Annotated in this window: 13 protein-coding genes; 7 read left to right on the forward strand and 6 right to left on the reverse strand. The window is 71.4% G+C overall.

Annotation, left to right across the window (positions count from 1 at the left end):
* Nucleotides 1–272: 272 nt before the first annotated feature.
* Nucleotides 273–731 carry a peroxiredoxin gene (locus OCT49_RS09335; RefSeq protein WP_189541777.1) on the reverse strand — a complete coding sequence of 153 codons (459 nt, stop codon included), beginning with the start codon at nucleotides 729–731 and terminating at the stop codon, nucleotides 273–275.
* Between the two features lie 241 nt (nucleotides 732–972).
* Nucleotides 973–1410: a DUF3052 domain-containing protein gene (locus OCT49_RS09340; protein ID WP_148834892.1), complete on the reverse strand. Its 438-nt coding sequence runs from the start codon at nucleotides 1408–1410 to the stop codon at nucleotides 973–975.
* Between the two features lie 472 nt (nucleotides 1411–1882).
* Here OCT49_RS09340 and aceE point away from each other — a divergent pair, with 472 nt between their 5' ends.
* Nucleotides 1883–4624 carry a pyruvate dehydrogenase (acetyl-transferring), homodimeric type gene (gene aceE, locus OCT49_RS09345; protein ID WP_283851422.1) on the forward strand — a complete coding sequence of 914 codons (2742 nt, stop codon included), beginning with the start codon at nucleotides 1883–1885 and terminating at the stop codon, nucleotides 4622–4624.
* A 126-nt stretch (nucleotides 4625–4750) separates the two neighbouring features.
* Here the strand turns inward: aceE and OCT49_RS09350 are convergent, their stop codons facing one another.
* Entirely contained in the window at nucleotides 4751–5167 is a 417-nt protein-coding gene (locus OCT49_RS09350; protein ID WP_283851423.1) for a peptidase inhibitor family I36 protein, read from the reverse strand.
* Between the two features lie 214 nt (nucleotides 5168–5381).
* Nucleotides 5382–6992 carry an MFS transporter gene (locus OCT49_RS09355; protein ID WP_283851424.1) on the reverse strand — a complete coding sequence of 537 codons (1611 nt, stop codon included), beginning with the start codon at nucleotides 6990–6992 and terminating at the stop codon, nucleotides 5382–5384.
* A gap of 117 nt (nucleotides 6993–7109) precedes the next feature.
* Here OCT49_RS09355 and OCT49_RS09360 point away from each other — a divergent pair, with 117 nt between their 5' ends.
* The 6 genes from OCT49_RS09360 (at nucleotide 7110) to OCT49_RS09385 (ending at nucleotide 14112) form a co-directional block, all read left to right on the forward strand.
* Complete coding sequence (locus tag OCT49_RS09360) at nucleotides 7110–7859, forward strand: TetR family transcriptional regulator (RefSeq protein ID WP_283851425.1); 750 nt, start codon at nucleotides 7110–7112, stop codon at nucleotides 7857–7859.
* A 412-nt stretch (nucleotides 7860–8271) separates the two neighbouring features.
* Nucleotides 8272–9483 carry an alpha/beta hydrolase gene (locus OCT49_RS09365; protein ID WP_283851426.1) on the forward strand — a complete coding sequence of 404 codons (1212 nt, stop codon included), beginning with the start codon at nucleotides 8272–8274 and terminating at the stop codon, nucleotides 9481–9483.
* 86 nt (nucleotides 9484–9569) lie between these two features.
* A complete protein-coding gene (locus tag OCT49_RS09370; protein WP_283851427.1) occupies nucleotides 9570–10556 on the forward strand; it encodes a DUF4429 domain-containing protein in 987 nt (328 codons plus the stop codon).
* A 236-nt stretch (nucleotides 10557–10792) separates the two neighbouring features.
* A complete protein-coding gene (locus OCT49_RS09375; RefSeq protein ID WP_283851428.1) occupies nucleotides 10793–12139 on the forward strand; it encodes a sensor histidine kinase in 1347 nt (448 codons plus the stop codon).
* Nucleotides 12136–12819 (forward strand): response regulator, encoded by a 684-nt coding sequence (locus OCT49_RS09380; protein WP_283851429.1) that lies wholly within the window; start codon nucleotides 12136–12138, stop codon nucleotides 12817–12819. Before OCT49_RS09375 ends, OCT49_RS09380 begins: the two co-directional genes overlap by 4 nt.
* 249 nt (nucleotides 12820–13068) lie before the next feature.
* Nucleotides 13069–14112, forward strand: a complete 1044-nt coding sequence (locus tag OCT49_RS09385) for an alpha/beta hydrolase (protein ID WP_283851430.1) — start codon at nucleotides 13069–13071, stop codon at nucleotides 14110–14112.
* A 66-nt stretch (nucleotides 14113–14178) separates the two neighbouring features.
* Here OCT49_RS09385 and OCT49_RS09390 read toward each other — a convergent pair whose 3' ends face one another.
* Both OCT49_RS09390 and OCT49_RS09395 read right to left on the reverse strand, forming a co-directional pair.
* Complete coding sequence (locus OCT49_RS09390) at nucleotides 14179–15195, reverse strand: aldo/keto reductase (protein WP_283851431.1); 1017 nt, start codon at nucleotides 15193–15195, stop codon at nucleotides 14179–14181.
* On the reverse strand, nucleotides 15195–15656 hold the full coding sequence (locus OCT49_RS09395; protein WP_283851432.1) for a MerR family transcriptional regulator: 462 nt from the start codon (nucleotides 15654–15656) through the stop codon (nucleotides 15195–15197). The genes OCT49_RS09390 and OCT49_RS09395 overlap by 1 nt, the downstream gene beginning before the upstream one ends.
* Nucleotides 15657–15671 lie beyond the last annotated feature (15 nt).

The following is a 15671-nucleotide window of genomic DNA, read 5'->3' on the forward strand; positions in this document are numbered from 1 at the left end:
CTCCCATTGGTTTCCTTGGGGGCCGGCGGACGCCGGCGCCTCCACGTTGCGTTGGCATCCGATCAACGACTGGATCCTAGTGACCGGTTCCCGGCCAAAGCAGGCTTTTGGCCGGGTCGGCCGCAGATCCGCCGGTCCCGGACCGCCGGATCGCGGGCGCGGACCGCGAGCCCGGCCCCGGCCGGAAGTCCCGGTTCGAAAATCCCGGTTCGGAAGTCGCGGATCGGGGGGTCGGTGGTTCCCGGCCGGGGCGCCCGGCCGGAGACCGCCGATCAGAGCGCGTCGAGCGCCTTGATGTAGTCGTTGAGGTCGCGTGCGTCGGGCAGACCGTTGACGACGGTCCAGCGCACCACGCCCTCCTTGTCGATGATGAAGGTGCCGCGCACCGCGCAGCCCTTCTCCTCGTCGAAGACGCCGTAGGCCCGCGAGGTCTCGCCGTGCGGCCAGAAGTCCGAGACCAGCGGGTACTCGAGGCCCTCCTGCTCGGCGAAGACCCGCAGGGTGTGGATGGAGTCGTTGGAGACGGCGAGCAGCTGGGTGTCGTCGTTCTCGAACTTCGGCAGCTCGTCACGGAGCGCGCAGAGCTCACCCGTGCAGACGCCGGTGAAGGCGAACGGGTAGAACAGCAGCACGACGTTCTTCTCGCCACGGAAGTCGGAGAGCTTCACGGTCCGGCCGTGGTTGTCCTTCAGCTCGAAATCCGGGGCCTTGGTACCGACCTCGATCGCCATGAAAAGCGTCCCTTCGCTACGTTGACCGGGCTGGGCTGTCCGGGTGGTCCCCACCCTACGCAGAGCCCGTGCCGAGCCACACGGAGCCCACGGCCGACCGGCCCCGCAGAGCCCGTACAAAGGCCCTGGAGTCCGTACGAAGGCGAAAGCCCGCACGAAGCCCCGGAGAGCCCGTACGAAGGCCCCCGGCCGGCTCGGTGCCGTCGGGGGCCTTCGGGGCGAAACGCCCGGCGAGCGTGGCTCAGCGCTTGGACTTGGCCGCCTTCGGCGTGACCAGACGGCTGCCCGTCCAGTCCTTGCCCGCACTGATGCTCTTGGTCTGGGAGAGACCGGCCGTCTGCGCGGCCTCGTTGATGTCGCTCGGTTCGACGTATCCGTCACGGCCGGTCTTCGGCGTCATCAGCCAGACCGTGCCACCGTCCTCGATCAGACCAATGGCATCCACCAGCGCGTCCGTAAGGTCGCCGTCCTCGTCCCGGAACCACAGCAGCACGACGTCGGCGACGTCGTCGTAGTCCTCGTCCACGAGATCCTGGCCGATCGTGGCCTCAATGCCCTCACGGAGCTCCTGCTCGACGTCGTCGTCGTAGCCGATCTCCTGGACCACCTGTCCGGGCTCGAACCCCAGGCGTGCCGCCGGGTTGGTCCGCTCCTCCGCGTGGTCCGCGGTCGCGCTCACGGGTTGCCTCCTGATCATGTTTCGGAAAATGCTTCAGCCACGCGCGTGCGCGGGGCATTGGCCGTAGTCCACACGGGAGTGGCGGATCGCGCAAGTACCCAGCGTGCGAGACCGCCTAAACGGTGACGTTCCCTGCCACGTCGCCGCACTGTCGGCGGATCCCTCCGCGGGGTCCGGCGCTGCCGTCCACCCCCATTTACGTCCTTCCACAGCTTATGCCGTTTCGGTCCCCCATTCGGAGTCGAACATCCTTTGGGAACGCTTGGACGCCTTGGGCGTATGGTTGCGGTTTGGACCAGGCCATCCCCGTACGGCGGTCGCGATGTCTCGCAACACGGCGGTTACCCCGCGGTAGAGATGACGTTTACGCCCCTGCGGTACACGATGGTGATGGCGTACATGCATACATCCCGGGGGCGTGTTCTCCCTCAATCAGGCCCCGTAGAGCACCACCGAACAGCGAAGGAACAGCGTGGCTTCCGGATCCGATCGCAACCCGATCATCATTGGCGGCCTGCCGAGCCAGGTCCCGGACTTCGATCCCGAAGAGACCCAGGAATGGCTCGACTCGCTCGACGCCGCGGTCGACGAGCGCGGCCGCGAGCGGGCCCGTTACCTGATGCTCCGGCTCATCGAGCGCGCGCGAGAGAAGCGCGTCGCCGTGCCGGAGATGCGCAGCACGGACTATGTGAACACGATCGCCACGAAGGACGAGCCGTTCTTCCCCGGCGACGAGGAGATCGAGCGCAAGGTCCTCAACGCGACCCGCTGGAACGCGGCCGTGATGGTGTCGCGCGCCCAGCGTCCGGGCATCGGCGTCGGCGGCCACATCGCCACCTTCGCCTCCTCCGCCTCGCTGTACGACGTGGGCTTCAACCACTTCTTCCGGGGCAAGGACGACGGCCGCGGCGGGGACCAGATCTTCTTCCAGGGGCACGCCTCCCCGGGCATCTACGCCCGCGCCTTCCTGCTCGACCGGCTGAGCGAGGCGCAGCTCGACGCCTTCCGCCAGGAGAAGTCGAAGGCGCCCGACGGCCTGTCCAGCTACCCGCACCCGCGGCTGATGCCGGACTTCTGGGAGTTCCCGACCGTCTCGATGGGTCTCGGCCCGCTCGCCGCGATCTACCAGGCCCGGATGAACCGCTACATGGAGGCGCGCGGCATCGCCGACACCTCCGACTCGCACGTCTGGGCGTACCTGGGCGACGGCGAGATGGACGAGCCCGAGTCGCTCGGCCAGCTCTCCATCGCCGCCCGCGAGGGCCTGGACAACCTCACCTTCGTGGTCAACTGCAACCTGCAGCGGCTCGACGGCCCGGTGCGCGGCAACGGCAAGATCATCCAGGAGCTGGAGTCGCAGTTCCGCGGTGCCGGATGGAACGTCATCAAGCTGGTCTGGGACCGTTCCTGGGACCCGCTGCTCGCGCAGGACCGCACGGGCATTCTGGTGAACAAGCTGAACACCACGCCGGACGGCCAGTTCCAGACGTACGCCACCGAGTCGGGCGCGTACATCCGCGAGCACTTCTTCGGGGACGACCCGCGGCTGCGCGACATGGTCAAGGACATGACCGACGACCAGATCCTGCACCTGGGCCGCGGCGGTCACGACCACCGGAAGGTCTACGCGGCCTACGCGGCGGCCAAGGCCCACAAGGGCCAGCCGACGGTGATCCTGGCGCAGACGGTCAAGGGCTGGACCCTGGGGCCGAACTTCGAGGGCCGCAACGCGACCCACCAGATGAAGAAGCTCACGGTCGAGGACCTCAAGCGGTTCCGCGACCGGCTGCACATCCCGATCACGGACAAGGAGCTGGAGGGCGGCCTGCCGCCGTACTACCACCCGGGCCGTGACTCGGAGGAGATCCAGTACATGCACGACCGCCGCAAGGGCCTGGGCGGTTACGTCCCGACCCGTGTGGTGCGCGCGAAGCCGCTGGCCCTGCCCGGGGACAAGACGTACGCGGCCGCGAAGAAGGGCTCGGGCCAGCAGTCGATCGCCACCACCATGGCGTTCGTCCGCATCCTGAAGGACCTCATGCGGGACAAGGAGATCGGCAAGCGCTTCGTGCTGATCGCGCCGGACGAGTACCGCACCTTCGGCATGGACGCCTTCTTCCCGAGCGCGAAGATCTACAACCCGCTGGGTCAGCAGTACGAGGCGGTGGACCGCGATCTGCTGCTGGCGTACAAGGAGTCGCCGACCGGTCAGATGCTGCACGACGGCATCTCGGAGGCCGGCTGCACGGCGTCGCTGATCGCCGCCGGTTCGGCGTACGCCACGCACGGCGAGCCGCTGATCCCGGTGTACGTCTTCTACTCGATGTTCGGGTTCCAGCGCACCGGTGACCAGTTCTGGCAGATGTCCGACCAGCTCGCGCGCGGCTTCGTGCTGGGTGCGACCGCCGGTCGTACGACGCTGACCGGTGAGGGCCTCCAGCACGCGGACGGCCACTCGCAGCTGCTCGCCTCGACCAACCCGGGCTGTGTCGCCTACGACCCGGCGTTCGGCTACGAGATCGCGCACATCGTCAAGGACGGTCTGCGCCGGATGTACGGCGGGACCCCCGAGGAGAACGAGGACGTCTTCTACTACCTCACGGTCTACAACGAGCCGATCCAGCACCCGGCCGAGCCCGAGAACGTGGACGTCGAGGGCATCCTCAAGGGCGTGTACCGCTTCAAGGCCGCCGAGCGGGGCGAGATCCCGGCCCAGATCATGGCGTCCGGCGTGGCGGTCCCGTGGGCGGTCGAGGCGCAGCGCATCCTCGCCGACGAGTGGAACGTCCGCGCGGACGTCTGGTCGGCGACCTCCTGGAACGAGCTGCGCCGCGAGGCCGTCGAGGTGGAGCGGTACAACCTGCTGCACCCGGAGGAGGAGCAGCGCGTGCCGTACGTCACGCGGAAGCTCTCCGGCTCCGAGGGCCCGTTCGTGGCGGTCTCGGACTGGATGCGTTCGGTGCCGGACCAGATCGCGCGCTGGGTGCCCGGTGCGTACCAGTCGCTGGGCGCGGACGGCTTCGGCTTCGCGGACACCAGGGGCGCGGCCCGCCGGTTCTTCCACATCGACGCGCAGTCGATCGTCCTGGCGGTGCTCACCGAGCTCGCGAAGGAGAACCGGATCGACCGTTCGCTGCTGAAGCAGGCCATCGACCGGTACGAGCTGCTGGACGTCACGGCGGCCGAGCCGGGCGCGGCCGGCGGCGACGCGTAGGCATCCGACGCGTGAAGGGCGGCGGGACCTCCTGGTCCCGCCGCCCTTCGGTGTCCGGGGCCGGTGCTCCGGTTCGCCGACTTCCCGGTGCCCCGGCCCCGGACTCCTCCCCGGTCCCGCTTCCGGTCAGTTCTCCCAGATCTTGAAGGCCCTGACCTGGTACGGGGACCGGGGCGTCCAGGTGCCGCCGCCGGGATAGGTCTCGAACTCGCCGGTCTCGGCGCACTCCGCCGACTGGTAGGTGGTGACGGGGCGCCCGGTGCGGTTGGCGAGCGACTGGGCGTTGCCGCCCTTCGGCAGCGGGACGCAGCTCTCGATGTCGACGGTGGACAGTTCGTGGGTCTGCCGGGCCCCGGTGAAGTCCGGCTTCGCCCAGAGGCAGAGCTGGCCGCTCCCGCAGCTCCCGAGCCCGACGGCCGCCGCGCCGGGCGCGGTGCGGGCGCTCGCGGGGCGCGGGGCGGCCTGCGGGCCCGCGAGGTGGCCGGCGGCCGGCGGGATCAGGGCGGTGGCGGCCAGGGCCGCGGCGAGGAAGGTCGTACGCATGATCATCAGCCCCCGTGGCTTGTGGATCAGTGGATCGGTCGTATGCACCCTGACCTGCGACGCGGCGCCCGGAAAAGGGGTCGCGGACCACACCACCCTGATAGGCGACAGCCCCGCCGGAACATTCCGGCGGGGCTGTCGTGCACGCTGTGTTGACGTACGGGAACCCGGCGTCGGGGTACGGACTCCGAGTCCCGGGGCGCGGCAGGACCGGTCAGATGTGGCCGGCGCCCGCTCCCGCGGCGGCGTTCTCGCCGCGCTTGGTGAGGGTGGCGACCACCGCGGCACCCACCGCGACGATGCCGGCGACCGTGAACGCGGTGCTCATGCCCGACACGAAGGTGTCATGGGCGACGCCCGCGATCTTCTGCGCGATCTCCGGCGGGACCTCGCCGCCCACCGGCGGGATGCCGACCTCGACGGCCGAGGACGCCTGGTCCAGCTGCTCCGGGCTCAGCGGCGGGAGCTCCGCGTCCTTCCAGTTGCCCTCCAGCTTCGAGTCGACCTGGGAGGCCATGACCGCACCCAGCACCGCCGTACCGAGGCTGCCGCCGACCTGCATGGCGGCCTGCTGGAGACCGCCCGCGACACCGGAGAGCTCCATCGGGGCGTTGCCGACGATGACCTCGGTGGCGCCGACCATCACCGGGGCGAGGCCGAGGCCGAGCAGACCGAACCAGATCGACATGGTCACGGTGCCGGTGCCGATCTCCAGCTGGGACATCCCGAACATGGCGACCGCCGTGCACACCATGCCGCCGACCAGCGGGACCCGCGGGCCGAACTTGGTGATCATGGCGCCCGCGAGCGGCGAGGCGACGATCATCATGCCGGTCAGCGGCAGCAGGTGCAGGCCGCTGTCGACGGGGCTCAGCCCGTGCACGTTCTGGAGGTAGAAGGTGACGAAGAACAGCCCGCCCATGAAGGCGAAGGCCATCAGCACCATCAGGACCGTGCCCGCGGACAGCGGCACGGAACGGAACATCGCGAGCGGGATCAGCGGCTCCCTGACGTTCTTCTGAGAGAGCGCGAAGACCACGAACAGGACCAGCGCGCCGCCCAGGAAGCCGATCGTCTTGTAGTCGCCCCAGCCCCACTCGGCGCCCTTGATGAGCGCCCAGATCAGGCAGAACATCGCCTGGGACAGCAGCACGATGCCGCCGATGTCGAAGGAGCGCGGCGCGTTCTCGGCGCGGTGGTCGCGGAGGATCACCAGGCCCAGCGCGAGTGCGATCACGCCGACCGGCACGTTGATGAAGAAGACGGACTGCCAGTTGACGTGCTCGACGAGCACACCGCCGAGGATCGGGCCGCCCGCGGTGGAGGCGCCGATCACCATGCCCCAGATGCCGATCGCCATGTTCAGCTTCTCGGCCGGGAAGGTGGCGCGCAGCAGGCCCAGCGCGGCGGGCATCAGCAGGGCGCCGAAGAGGCCCTGGAGCACCCGGAAGACGATCACGAAGGCAACGCTGTCGGAGAGGCCGATGGCCCCCGACGCCACGGCGAAGCCCACGACGCCTATGAGGAAGGTCTGGCGGTGGCCGAACCGGTCACCGAGCTTGCCCGCGGTGATCAGGGAGACCGCGAGGGCGAGCATGTACCCGTTGGTGATCCACTGGACGTCGGCGAGCGAGGCCTTCAGGTCCTGTTGGATGGCGGGATTGGCGATCGCGACGATCGTGCCGTCGAGCGCGACCATCATCACGCCGATGGCCACGGAGAAGAGCGTCAGCCAGGGGTGGCCGCGCAGCCCCTTGGCAGGTGCGGGATCGACGGAGCCGTTCGGCTCCCGCGACGCCTTTTCGACGGTGGTCTGACTAGTCATGCCAGGGACATTAGTGTCAGTCGCTGACAGTTGACAAACCAATTCACAAGCAAGTAACTGTCACGTGGCTCACAGATACGCTGAGCAGGACAGAGCAGGAGAAAGAGGACCCTTCAAGTGATCGCTGGGCAGCAGGCCGCACGCTCGACCGGGCTGCGCGAACGGAAGAAGCGCCGCACCCGGGACGCCCTGCTGCACACCGCCCTCGATCTTTTCACCACCCAGGGATACGAGGAGACCACCGTCGACGAGATCGTCGACGCGGTGGAGGTCTCCCAGCGCACCTTCTTCCGCTACTTCGCCAGCAAGGAGGAGGCCGCCCTCGCCATCCAGGAGATGGTCGAGTCGCGCTTCCTCGAGGAGCTGCACCGGCGCCCCGCCGAGGAGACCCCGTTCGAGGCGTTGCGCGGCGCCGTCCTGTGCACCTGGAGCAGTATCGGTGAGGCGATCGAGGCGATCGTCCCGGTCGAACTCCACATGCGCACGCACCGGATGATCGAGTCGACGCCCTCGCTGCTCGCCGCCCATCTGCGGCGGAGCTGCCACATGGAGAACCAGGTGGCGAGGCTGATCGCCCGGCGCGAGGGCCTCGACGTGGACGAGGACCCCCGCCCGCGGGTCGCCGTGGCCGCGTTCTGCGGGGTGCTGCGGGTGGCCGGGCAGCTCTGGGGGCAGGGCGGGGACGCCGGCCTGGACTCGCTGCGCGCGCTGACCGAGACGCACCTGGACCAGCTCGGCCCGGCCCTGGCGGGGGACTGGCGGACCGGGGCCGGGGCCGGCGCCGTTCCGGGGGCCCGGGACGGCGGGCAGCCGACGGCGACCGGGCAGTGCGCGGTCGCCGACCGTCCGGCGGCCCACGACCGGTAGCGGACGACGGACGGGCGCCCGGCGGGCGTCCGGCGGCCAGTGATCAGCCTTCGGTGATCAGCCGTGCGCGCCCAGCCGTCGGCAATCAGTGGCCGGTGGCTCAGCCATCGGGGCAGAGCCGGGGGCGGGCGACAGCCCCCGGCCCGCCACCCCGCGCCGCCCGCCCGAGGGGCCATGCGCCCCGATGCGCCGTACGCCTGATGTGCCGTACGCCTCACCGCCGCGCCATGACCGAGCTCACAACAGCCGCTCCCCGGCGGCCACATGCGGCGCCCGGGACGCCCTCCGCGCGCCCCAGCGTGCCCGTGACGACCACCCAGCGTGAGATCATCGCCCCCGAATTCCCCGCACCCGAGTGATGTGCGTCACCCTGCCCACGACTGCTGACGCGCGTCTCCTAATGTGGGCCTGAGTGACTTCCTTCGACTCCTCCCCCACGCTCACCGCCTGGCGCGCGCTGCTCGCCGTCGCGGTCGTATTCGTGATGCTGGCGACCACCGGCTGGACCGCCGTACGTCATCAACGCTCCGACGAGCCGCGCGAGATCGCGCTCGCCTCCTGGGCGCGGGGCAAGGTGGCGGGTCGCGCGCTGCCGGGCGTCGATGCCCCGCCGCACCGGCTGGCCCGCTTCTTCGCCTCGCTCACGGCCGCGCAACGCACCGGACTGGCCGACAGATACCCCTTGGTCGTGGGAAACCTGAACGGTGCCCCGGTCACGCTGCGCTACCGGGCCAACCGGCTGGCGCTGATGCAGGCGCGGAAGGTCGAACAGCGGCGCACGCACGACGTCCGACTCTCCCCCGAGGGACGCGCGGAGGCACTCCGCCGGGCGCACCGCTTCGCCTCGATGCTCTCCCGGGGCCGGCACTTCCTCGCCTTCGACCCGTCCGGAAGGGGCCGTGCCGCCGAGGTGTTCGGCGATCTCGACCGGGCCGAGCGGGTCTCCGTGATCGTCCCCGGCGTCGACACCGGCCTGCTCACGCTGGAACGGTCCGCGCCGAGGACGCACGCCGCGCCGGTCGGCATGGCGAAGTCGCTGTACGCGGCCGAGCGCGCCGAGCGCCCCGGCGTCCGTACCGCCGTGATCGCCTGGGCCGACTACACCACCCCCGCCGGCATCGGGGTGGACGCGGCCCTGGGCAACCTCGCCGCGCGCGGGGCGGTGCGGTTGAACGCGCTGATGGACGCCCTGCCCGGCAACGCCCCGGTCTCGCTGTTCTGCCACAGCTACGGCTCGGTGGTGTGCGGGGTCGCCGCGCGCGAACTGCCCTCCAGGGTCGGCGACATAGCGGTGGCGGGCAGCCCCGGCATGCGGGTGGAGAACGCCCGTGAGCTGCGCACCGACGCCCGGGTGTGGGCGATGCGGGACCGCGGCGACTGGATCGAGGACGTGCCGAACCTGCGGCTCGGCATCCTGGGGCACGGCGCCGACCCGGTCGACCCGGGCTTCGGCGCGCGCGTCGTCTCGGCGGGCGACGCGATCGGGCACAGCGGCTATTTCGAGCCGGGAACCGAGAGTCTCGACAACTTCGCCGCGATCGGTGTGGGGGCCTACGAATCGGTGAGCTGCGCGGAGTCCGACGACAACTGCCGGGAACGAATCGCCGGATCCCAGGACATCTGACGGTCGCGGTGTACCGCAACCGTCCTGCACATCATGGTCTGCTCCGAAAGGGGACGAGTGAACAAGTGCCGCCTACGATGAGGCACATGGGTGATGTGCTGGCCGGAATTCAGGCCACCTGGGAGTTCGACGCCGACTCCGTGCTCATCCGCTTCGAACGGGGGATCCGCACGCCGAAGCTCTTCCAGAGCCTGCGTGAACGTCGTGTTCCGCACGCGGCGCTGTCATCGGTGACGCTGACCCCCGGCAAGCGGGGCACGGTGATCCTGCGCGCCGTGCCGAGGCCCGGTGCCGATCCGCTGATGGAGGCCGCCGCCGGGCAGCTCAAGGACAGCTGCGATCCGTACCGGCTGGTGCTTCCCGCCGAGCGCGAGACGCCGGCGGAGTACTACGCGGACGCGTTGCGCTCCGTACTGGGCGCGGACGCGGCGGAGCCCGCCGAACGGTTCCTGGTCGCGGCCCCCGAGGCACCGATGCAGTTCAAGGCGTACGACGGACGGGCCGGCTTCGACGGGCAGCGGGTCTCCTTCCGCTGGTTCTGGACGGGTGCTTCCACGGCGAAGTGGAAGGCCGGCGACCAGACGTTCGGCGTGACGGAGCTGAGCGGGGTCGAGTGGCGCTCGCCCGAGGGGCTCGAGGGCTATCTGCGTCTGATCCCGAGGGGCTCGGAGTGCCTGCCGCCGGAGGGCCGCGCCAGTACCGGCATGGGCCTGGAACCGGACACGGCCGGCCTGGGCGCGGCGCCGGGACCGGACGGCGCGGGTCCGGGGCTGCGGGGCCCGCAGTCGATGTCGCCCCGCCCCACGCGGCCGGACCAGGACCCGGCCGCGGTGGTCTTCGGCCTCGGCTACGGCCCGGTGCACGAGTCGCTGCCGTTCGCCGCGGCCGTGCTGGAAGCCGTGCGCAGAAACCATTCGGCCGCCGCCCCGGCCACCGTCCTGGCAGGTGCGGTACGGCGCGACCCCTCGGACATCGCGGACCGCATCCGGCACCTCGGGGAGCTGCACCGGGCGGGTCTGGTGACGGACGACGAGTTCAGCGCCAAGAAGGCCCAGCTGCTCGCCGAGCTGTAGGACCGAGGGCTTCCCGCACCGAGGGCTTCCGGTGCCGGGAGGTCACGGGTGCCCGACGGGAGGTCACGCCCCCGGCCCCAGGAGGTCACCGGTCCCCGACGGGAGGTCATGCCCCCAGCACCGGAAGGTCCCGGCCCGGCCGGTCGGCCGGTAGTACCCCCGTACGAGAAGCCGCGGCGAACCGGAACCCTGGTATGACGCCACCGGGCCGGTCCGCTGCCTAGGCTGCTGCGGCCATGACCACTTCCCCCTCCCCCGCCCCGGCCGAGGCGTCGCCGCGCCCGCAGCCCGCCGCCGACGGCCTGGTGAGCGCCGCCCGCCGCAATCTGCGCGAGATCGCCCACGGCCTGTGCCACCCGTCCCACCCCCCGGTCCCGCCGCTCGCGAACGCGGCCAAACGGTGGCGGAGGCTGCTGCCGTACGTGGTCGTCATCGCCCTCACGGCGCTCTTCCTGCCGGTCACGCTCAACGTGCTGACCAACGAGTACGGGATGAACGACACGCTGGCGGGCCTGCTGGCCGTCGCCCAGGCGGCGCCGCTGCTGATGCTGGCGCACCGCCCGTTGCAGGCGTGGTGGATCGTCTTCCCCGCCGACGTCCTGGGGGCCCTGGTGCTGCTCGAGTACCCGGACCCGCCGCAGGGCATCTGGCCGTGGCCCCCGCCCACGCTGATCTCCTACTGCTTCGTGATGCTGGCGGTGGCCCTGCGCGAGACCCGGCGGACCGCGGTCTCCGTCTGGGCGCTGACCGCCACGACGAGCCTGGTCCTGCACCTGGCCGCCACGACCCGCAGCAACGGCACCTCGGCGCTGCTCCCGGCGATCGGCGCACTGCTCATGGTGATCGGCGCGGTGATCCGGGAGCGGGGCGACGCCCAGCGCCGGCTCGCCGAGCAGGAGACCATCAGCGAGGCCGAGCGGGCGCAGCGCACGCTGCTGGAGGAACGCGCCAGGATCGCCCGTGAGCTGCACGACGTGGTCGCGCACCACATGTCCGTGATCACGGTCCAGGCCGACTCCGCGCCCTACCGGATCGACGGGCTGCCCGAGAAGGCGCGCGAGGAGTTCGAGGCGATCGCGGCGAGCGCGCGGGAGTCGCTCACGGAGATGCGGCGGCTGCTGACGGTGCTGCGCAACGACGGCACGGAGGGCGAGCGGGCGCCGCAGCCGGGGCTCGACCGGCTCCAGCAGTTGGTGGAGGCGACGGTACGGGCCGGGCTGCCGGCCGAACTGTCGCTGCCCGCCCGGCTGCCGGACGTACCGCAGACGGTGGACGTGTCGGCGTACCGGATCGTGCAGGAGGCGCTGGCCAACGTGGTCCGGCACGCGCCCGGCGCGCTGACCCGGGTGTCGGTCGCGTCCGACGGCGCGCATCTGACCGTCCTGGTGGTCAACGACCGGGCGGTGGGCCCGGTTTCGCCGCTGGAGACGACCGGGACGGGGCACGGTCTGGTCGGCATGCGGGAACGCGTACGGTTGACGGGCGGCACGCTGGACACCGGACCGCTGCCCGACGGCGGCTTCCGGGTGGCGGCAAGGCTGCCCCTGACCCCTGTGACGTCCCAGGCCCCGGAGGACTCTTGACCATTCGCGTGATCATCGTCGACGACCAGGCCATGGTGCGGGCGGGGTTCGCGGCGCTGCTCTCGGCACAGAGCGACATCGACGTGGTCGGTGAGGCCCCGGACGGCCGCCGGGGCATCGACGTCAGCCGGACCGCCCTGCCGGACGTGGTCCTGATGGACGTCCGGATGCCCGAGATGGACGGTCTGGCGGCGGCCCGCGAGCTGCTGAACCCGCCGGCGGGGGTGACGCACCGGCCGAAGGTCCTGATGCTGACCACGTTCGACGTGGACGACTACGTGTACGAGGCGCTGCGCGCCGGGGCGTCCGGCTTCCTGCTGAAGGACGCGCCGCCCGCGGACCTGATCTCGGCGGTGCGGGTGGTCGCGGCGGGCGAGGCGCTGCTCGCCCCGTCCGTGACCCGTCGTCTGATCGCGGACTTCGCCCGGCAGGGGCCCACCGGCGTCACCCGGAGCGGGCACGCGCTGCGGCTGAACGGGCTGACCCCGCGCGAGTCGGAGGTGCTGGAGCTGATCGCGCGGGGCCTGTCCAACCAGGAGATAGCGGGGAAGCTGGTGCTGGCCGAGCAGACCGTGAAGACCCACATCGGACGGGTGCTGGCCAAGCTGGACCTGCGGGACCGGGCGCAGGCGGTGATCTTCGCGTACGAGTCGGGAGTGGTGGTGCCGGGCGAGGCGTAGGGCCTTTCGCCCGGGACATACCGGTACGGGTCGTTCCGGGCGGGGCGCGGACCCCGGACGCCCGGACGCCTCCTGGTCCGTCCCGGTCCTGTGCTCCCGTGCCCTCCGGGTCGGCCTTGTAACACCCAGGTAGCACTTCGCACTTGGCTCCCCGGTGTGACGCCTCCGACCCCGCCGGCCTCCTAGTTTTCTCTCCGTCACGCCAGTGCGGCGTGCGGGAGTCCGGGTGGGCCGGAGGGGGAGAACGGGATGCGCCGTTACGCGAGGACCCTGATCACGATCGCGCTGGCGATCACCATCGTGACAGGTACGGCCGGCTGGGCGTCCGGGAACGTGCAGCAGGCCGTGACCGGGCCGCCGCCCGGCACCGCCGCCTGGCGTGCGGACCGGCTGCCGGGCCTCCTGCTGCCCGACCCGGAACGGGCCACACCGGCCGAAGTGAGCGATTTCTTCCGGCGGTTGACTGCGGATCAGCAGCAGACCCTGGTGACGCGGCATCCGCTCGTCGTGGGCAATCTGGACGGGGTTCCGGTACGGCTGCGCTACCGGGCCAACGCCCTTTCCCTGCGCGCCGATCACGATCCCCGGTACGCGCGACTCGCCGCGCCGGGCCGGCAGATCCTGGCCTTCGACCCGCGCGGCCGCGGCCAGGTCGCCGAGGTGTTCGGGGACCTGGGCACCGCGCGCCATGTCGCGGTCGTGGTGCCGGGCTCGGACATCGACGCCGGGACCTTCGACCGTACGAACGACGTGTACGGCACCCCGGCCGGCATGGCGAAGTCGCTGCACGCCCGGACCGGGCCCGGCAGCGCCGTCGTCGCCTGGGCCGGGTACACCACCCCGGTGGGGCTCGGCATCGACGCCGCGACGGGCTCGCTCGCCGAGGCGGGGGCCGACCGGCTGACCCGATTCACGGACGGCCTCGCGGCCGAGGGGGTGTCCGAGCCCGCCGTGTTCTGCCACAGCTACGGCTCCGTCGTGTGCGGGCTCGCCGCCTCCCGGCTGCGGGCCAGGGACCTGGTCGTGCTCGGCTCGCCCGGGATGCGCGCGGACGATGTCGCCGCCCTGCACACCGACGCCCGGGTCTGGGCCGCGAAGGACGCCACGGACTGGATCGACGACGTGCCGAACGTCGAGGTGGCGGGGGTCGGCCACGGGCCCGACCCGGCCGCCCCGGAGTTCGGCGCGCGGCACGTCCCGGCCGACGACGCCCGCGGGCACACCGGCTACTTCGCCCCGGGCACGGACTCGCTCCGCGCCTTCGCCGCGATCACCGAGGAGAAGGCGCGGTGAGCCCGGGGCGGCGGCACGGACGACAGGGCCGGAGCGCCCGGCACCGCTCCCGGCCCGACCTCTCGGCTACTCGCGCGCGGCGGCCGTCGAGCTCATGTCCGGGTAGCGGGCCCCCGCCACCCGGCCCGCGATCGGCTCCAGCAGCGTCAGCTCCTCGTCCGTCAGCGTGAGCCGGGTGGCCGCCACGTTCTCCAGCAGCCGGCTGCTCCTGCGGGTGCCCGGGATCGGCACCACGGTCAGGCCGTGCACCCGGTCCCGCTGCTGCACCCAGGCGAGTGCCACCTGCGCGGCCGACGTGCCGCGCGCCGCCGCGATCTCGTGGACGGGCTCCAGCAGGGCGGCGTTCCTCCTCGCGTTGTCGCCGGTGAAGCGCGGCTGGTACGTACGGAAGTCCCCGGCCGACAGCTCCTCGGCCGCGTCCGTGAACGCCCCGGTGAGGAAGCCCCGGCCGAGCGGCGAGTACGGCACGAAGGTCACCCCGAGCTCGGCCGCGGCGGACACGACGCTGATCTCGACGTCCCGGCTGAAGAGCGACCATTCGGACTGGACCGCAGCGATCGGGTGCACGGCGTACGCCTCGCGCAGCTCCGCCCCGGTGACCTCGCTCAGCCCGAGCTGCTTGACCTTGCCCTGCCGCACCAGCTCGGCCATCGCTCCGACGGACTCGGCCAGCGGGACGGCCGGGTCGCGGCGGTGCATGTAGTAGAGGTCGATGACGTCGGTGTCCAGTCGGCGCAGGCTGTCCTCCACGGCCCGGCGGATGTACGCGGGGTCGTTGCGCACGCCCCGGTAGTGCGGGTCCTCGGGCTTCCGCTCGATGGCGAACTTCGTGGCGAGGGTGATCTCGTCCCGGTGCGCCCCGACGAACGGGGCGAGGAAGGTCTCGTTGGCGCCGTTGCCGTAGGTGTCGGCGGTGTCGAAGAGGGTGACACCCGCCGCCAGCGCCGTCTCCAGCGTCTCGCGGGCGGCCCGCTCGTCCGTGGCGCCGTAGAACTCGCTCATGCCCATGCAGCCGAGCCCCTGCACGCCGACCTGCGGGCCGCCGTTGCCGAGCTCCACGGTGGTGATCTTGTCGTCAGTCATCAGACGCAGGGCCTTTCCGACGCCCGCCGGGCGCTCGCATAGAAGTCGATCTTGTAGTCGAGCACGGCGAGGGTGTCCTGGAGCTCCGCGATCCGCGTCCTCACGTCGCGGCGGGTCGCCTCCAGCAGCTCCTGCCGTTGCTCGAAGGTGTGCTCCCCCTCGCGCAGCAGTTCCGCGTACCGGACCATGTCGGCGACCGGCATCCCGGTCAGCCGCAGCTTGCCGACGAAGGTCAGCCAGTCCAGATCGCGGTTGGTGAAGCGGCGCTGGCCGGTGTGGGACCGGTCGACGTGCGGCATCAGCCCGATCCGCTCGTACCAGCGCAGGGTGTGCGCGGTGAGCCCGGTGAAGGCGGCGACCTCACTGATGGTGTAGCGGTCCTGGCCGTCGGGCCGCGGATGCGCCCGGGGGGCCGATGCGCATGCGTCCGTCCTCGTGGAAGTGCTCTCCATCACCGTCATGCCCTCCACGCTAGA

The sequence above is a fragment of the Streptomyces sp. ML-6 genome (assembly GCF_030116705.1).
Lineage (GTDB): Bacteria > Actinomycetota > Actinomycetes > Streptomycetales > Streptomycetaceae > Streptomyces.

Bases quoted from the DNA above. Each gene is read 5' to 3' on its own strand.
- OCT49_RS09385 (WP_283851430.1), top strand. From the start codon at position 13,069: ATGCGCCGTTACGCGAGGACCCTGATCACGATCGCGCTGGCGATCACC.
- OCT49_RS09370 (WP_283851427.1), top strand. From the start codon at position 9,570: ATGGGTGATGTGCTGGCCGGAATTCAGGCCACCTGGGAGTTCGACGCC.
- OCT49_RS09335 (WP_189541777.1), bottom strand. From the start codon at position 731: ATGGCGATCGAGGTCGGTACCAAGGCCCCGGATTTCGAGCTGAAGGAC.
- OCT49_RS09395 (WP_283851432.1), bottom strand. From the start codon at position 15,656: ATGACGGTGATGGAGAGCACTTCCACGAGGACGGACGCATGCGCATCG.
- OCT49_RS09390 (WP_283851431.1), bottom strand. From the start codon at position 15,195: ATGACTGACGACAAGATCACCACCGTGGAGCTCGGCAACGGCGGCCCG.
- OCT49_RS09375 (WP_283851428.1), top strand. From the start codon at position 10,793: ATGACCACTTCCCCCTCCCCCGCCCCGGCCGAGGCGTCGCCGCGCCCG.
- OCT49_RS09355 (WP_283851424.1), bottom strand. From the start codon at position 6,992: ATGACTAGTCAGACCACCGTCGAAAAGGCGTCGCGGGAGCCGAACGGC.
- OCT49_RS09350 (WP_283851423.1), bottom strand. From the start codon at position 5,167: ATGCGTACGACCTTCCTCGCCGCGGCCCTGGCCGCCACCGCCCTGATC.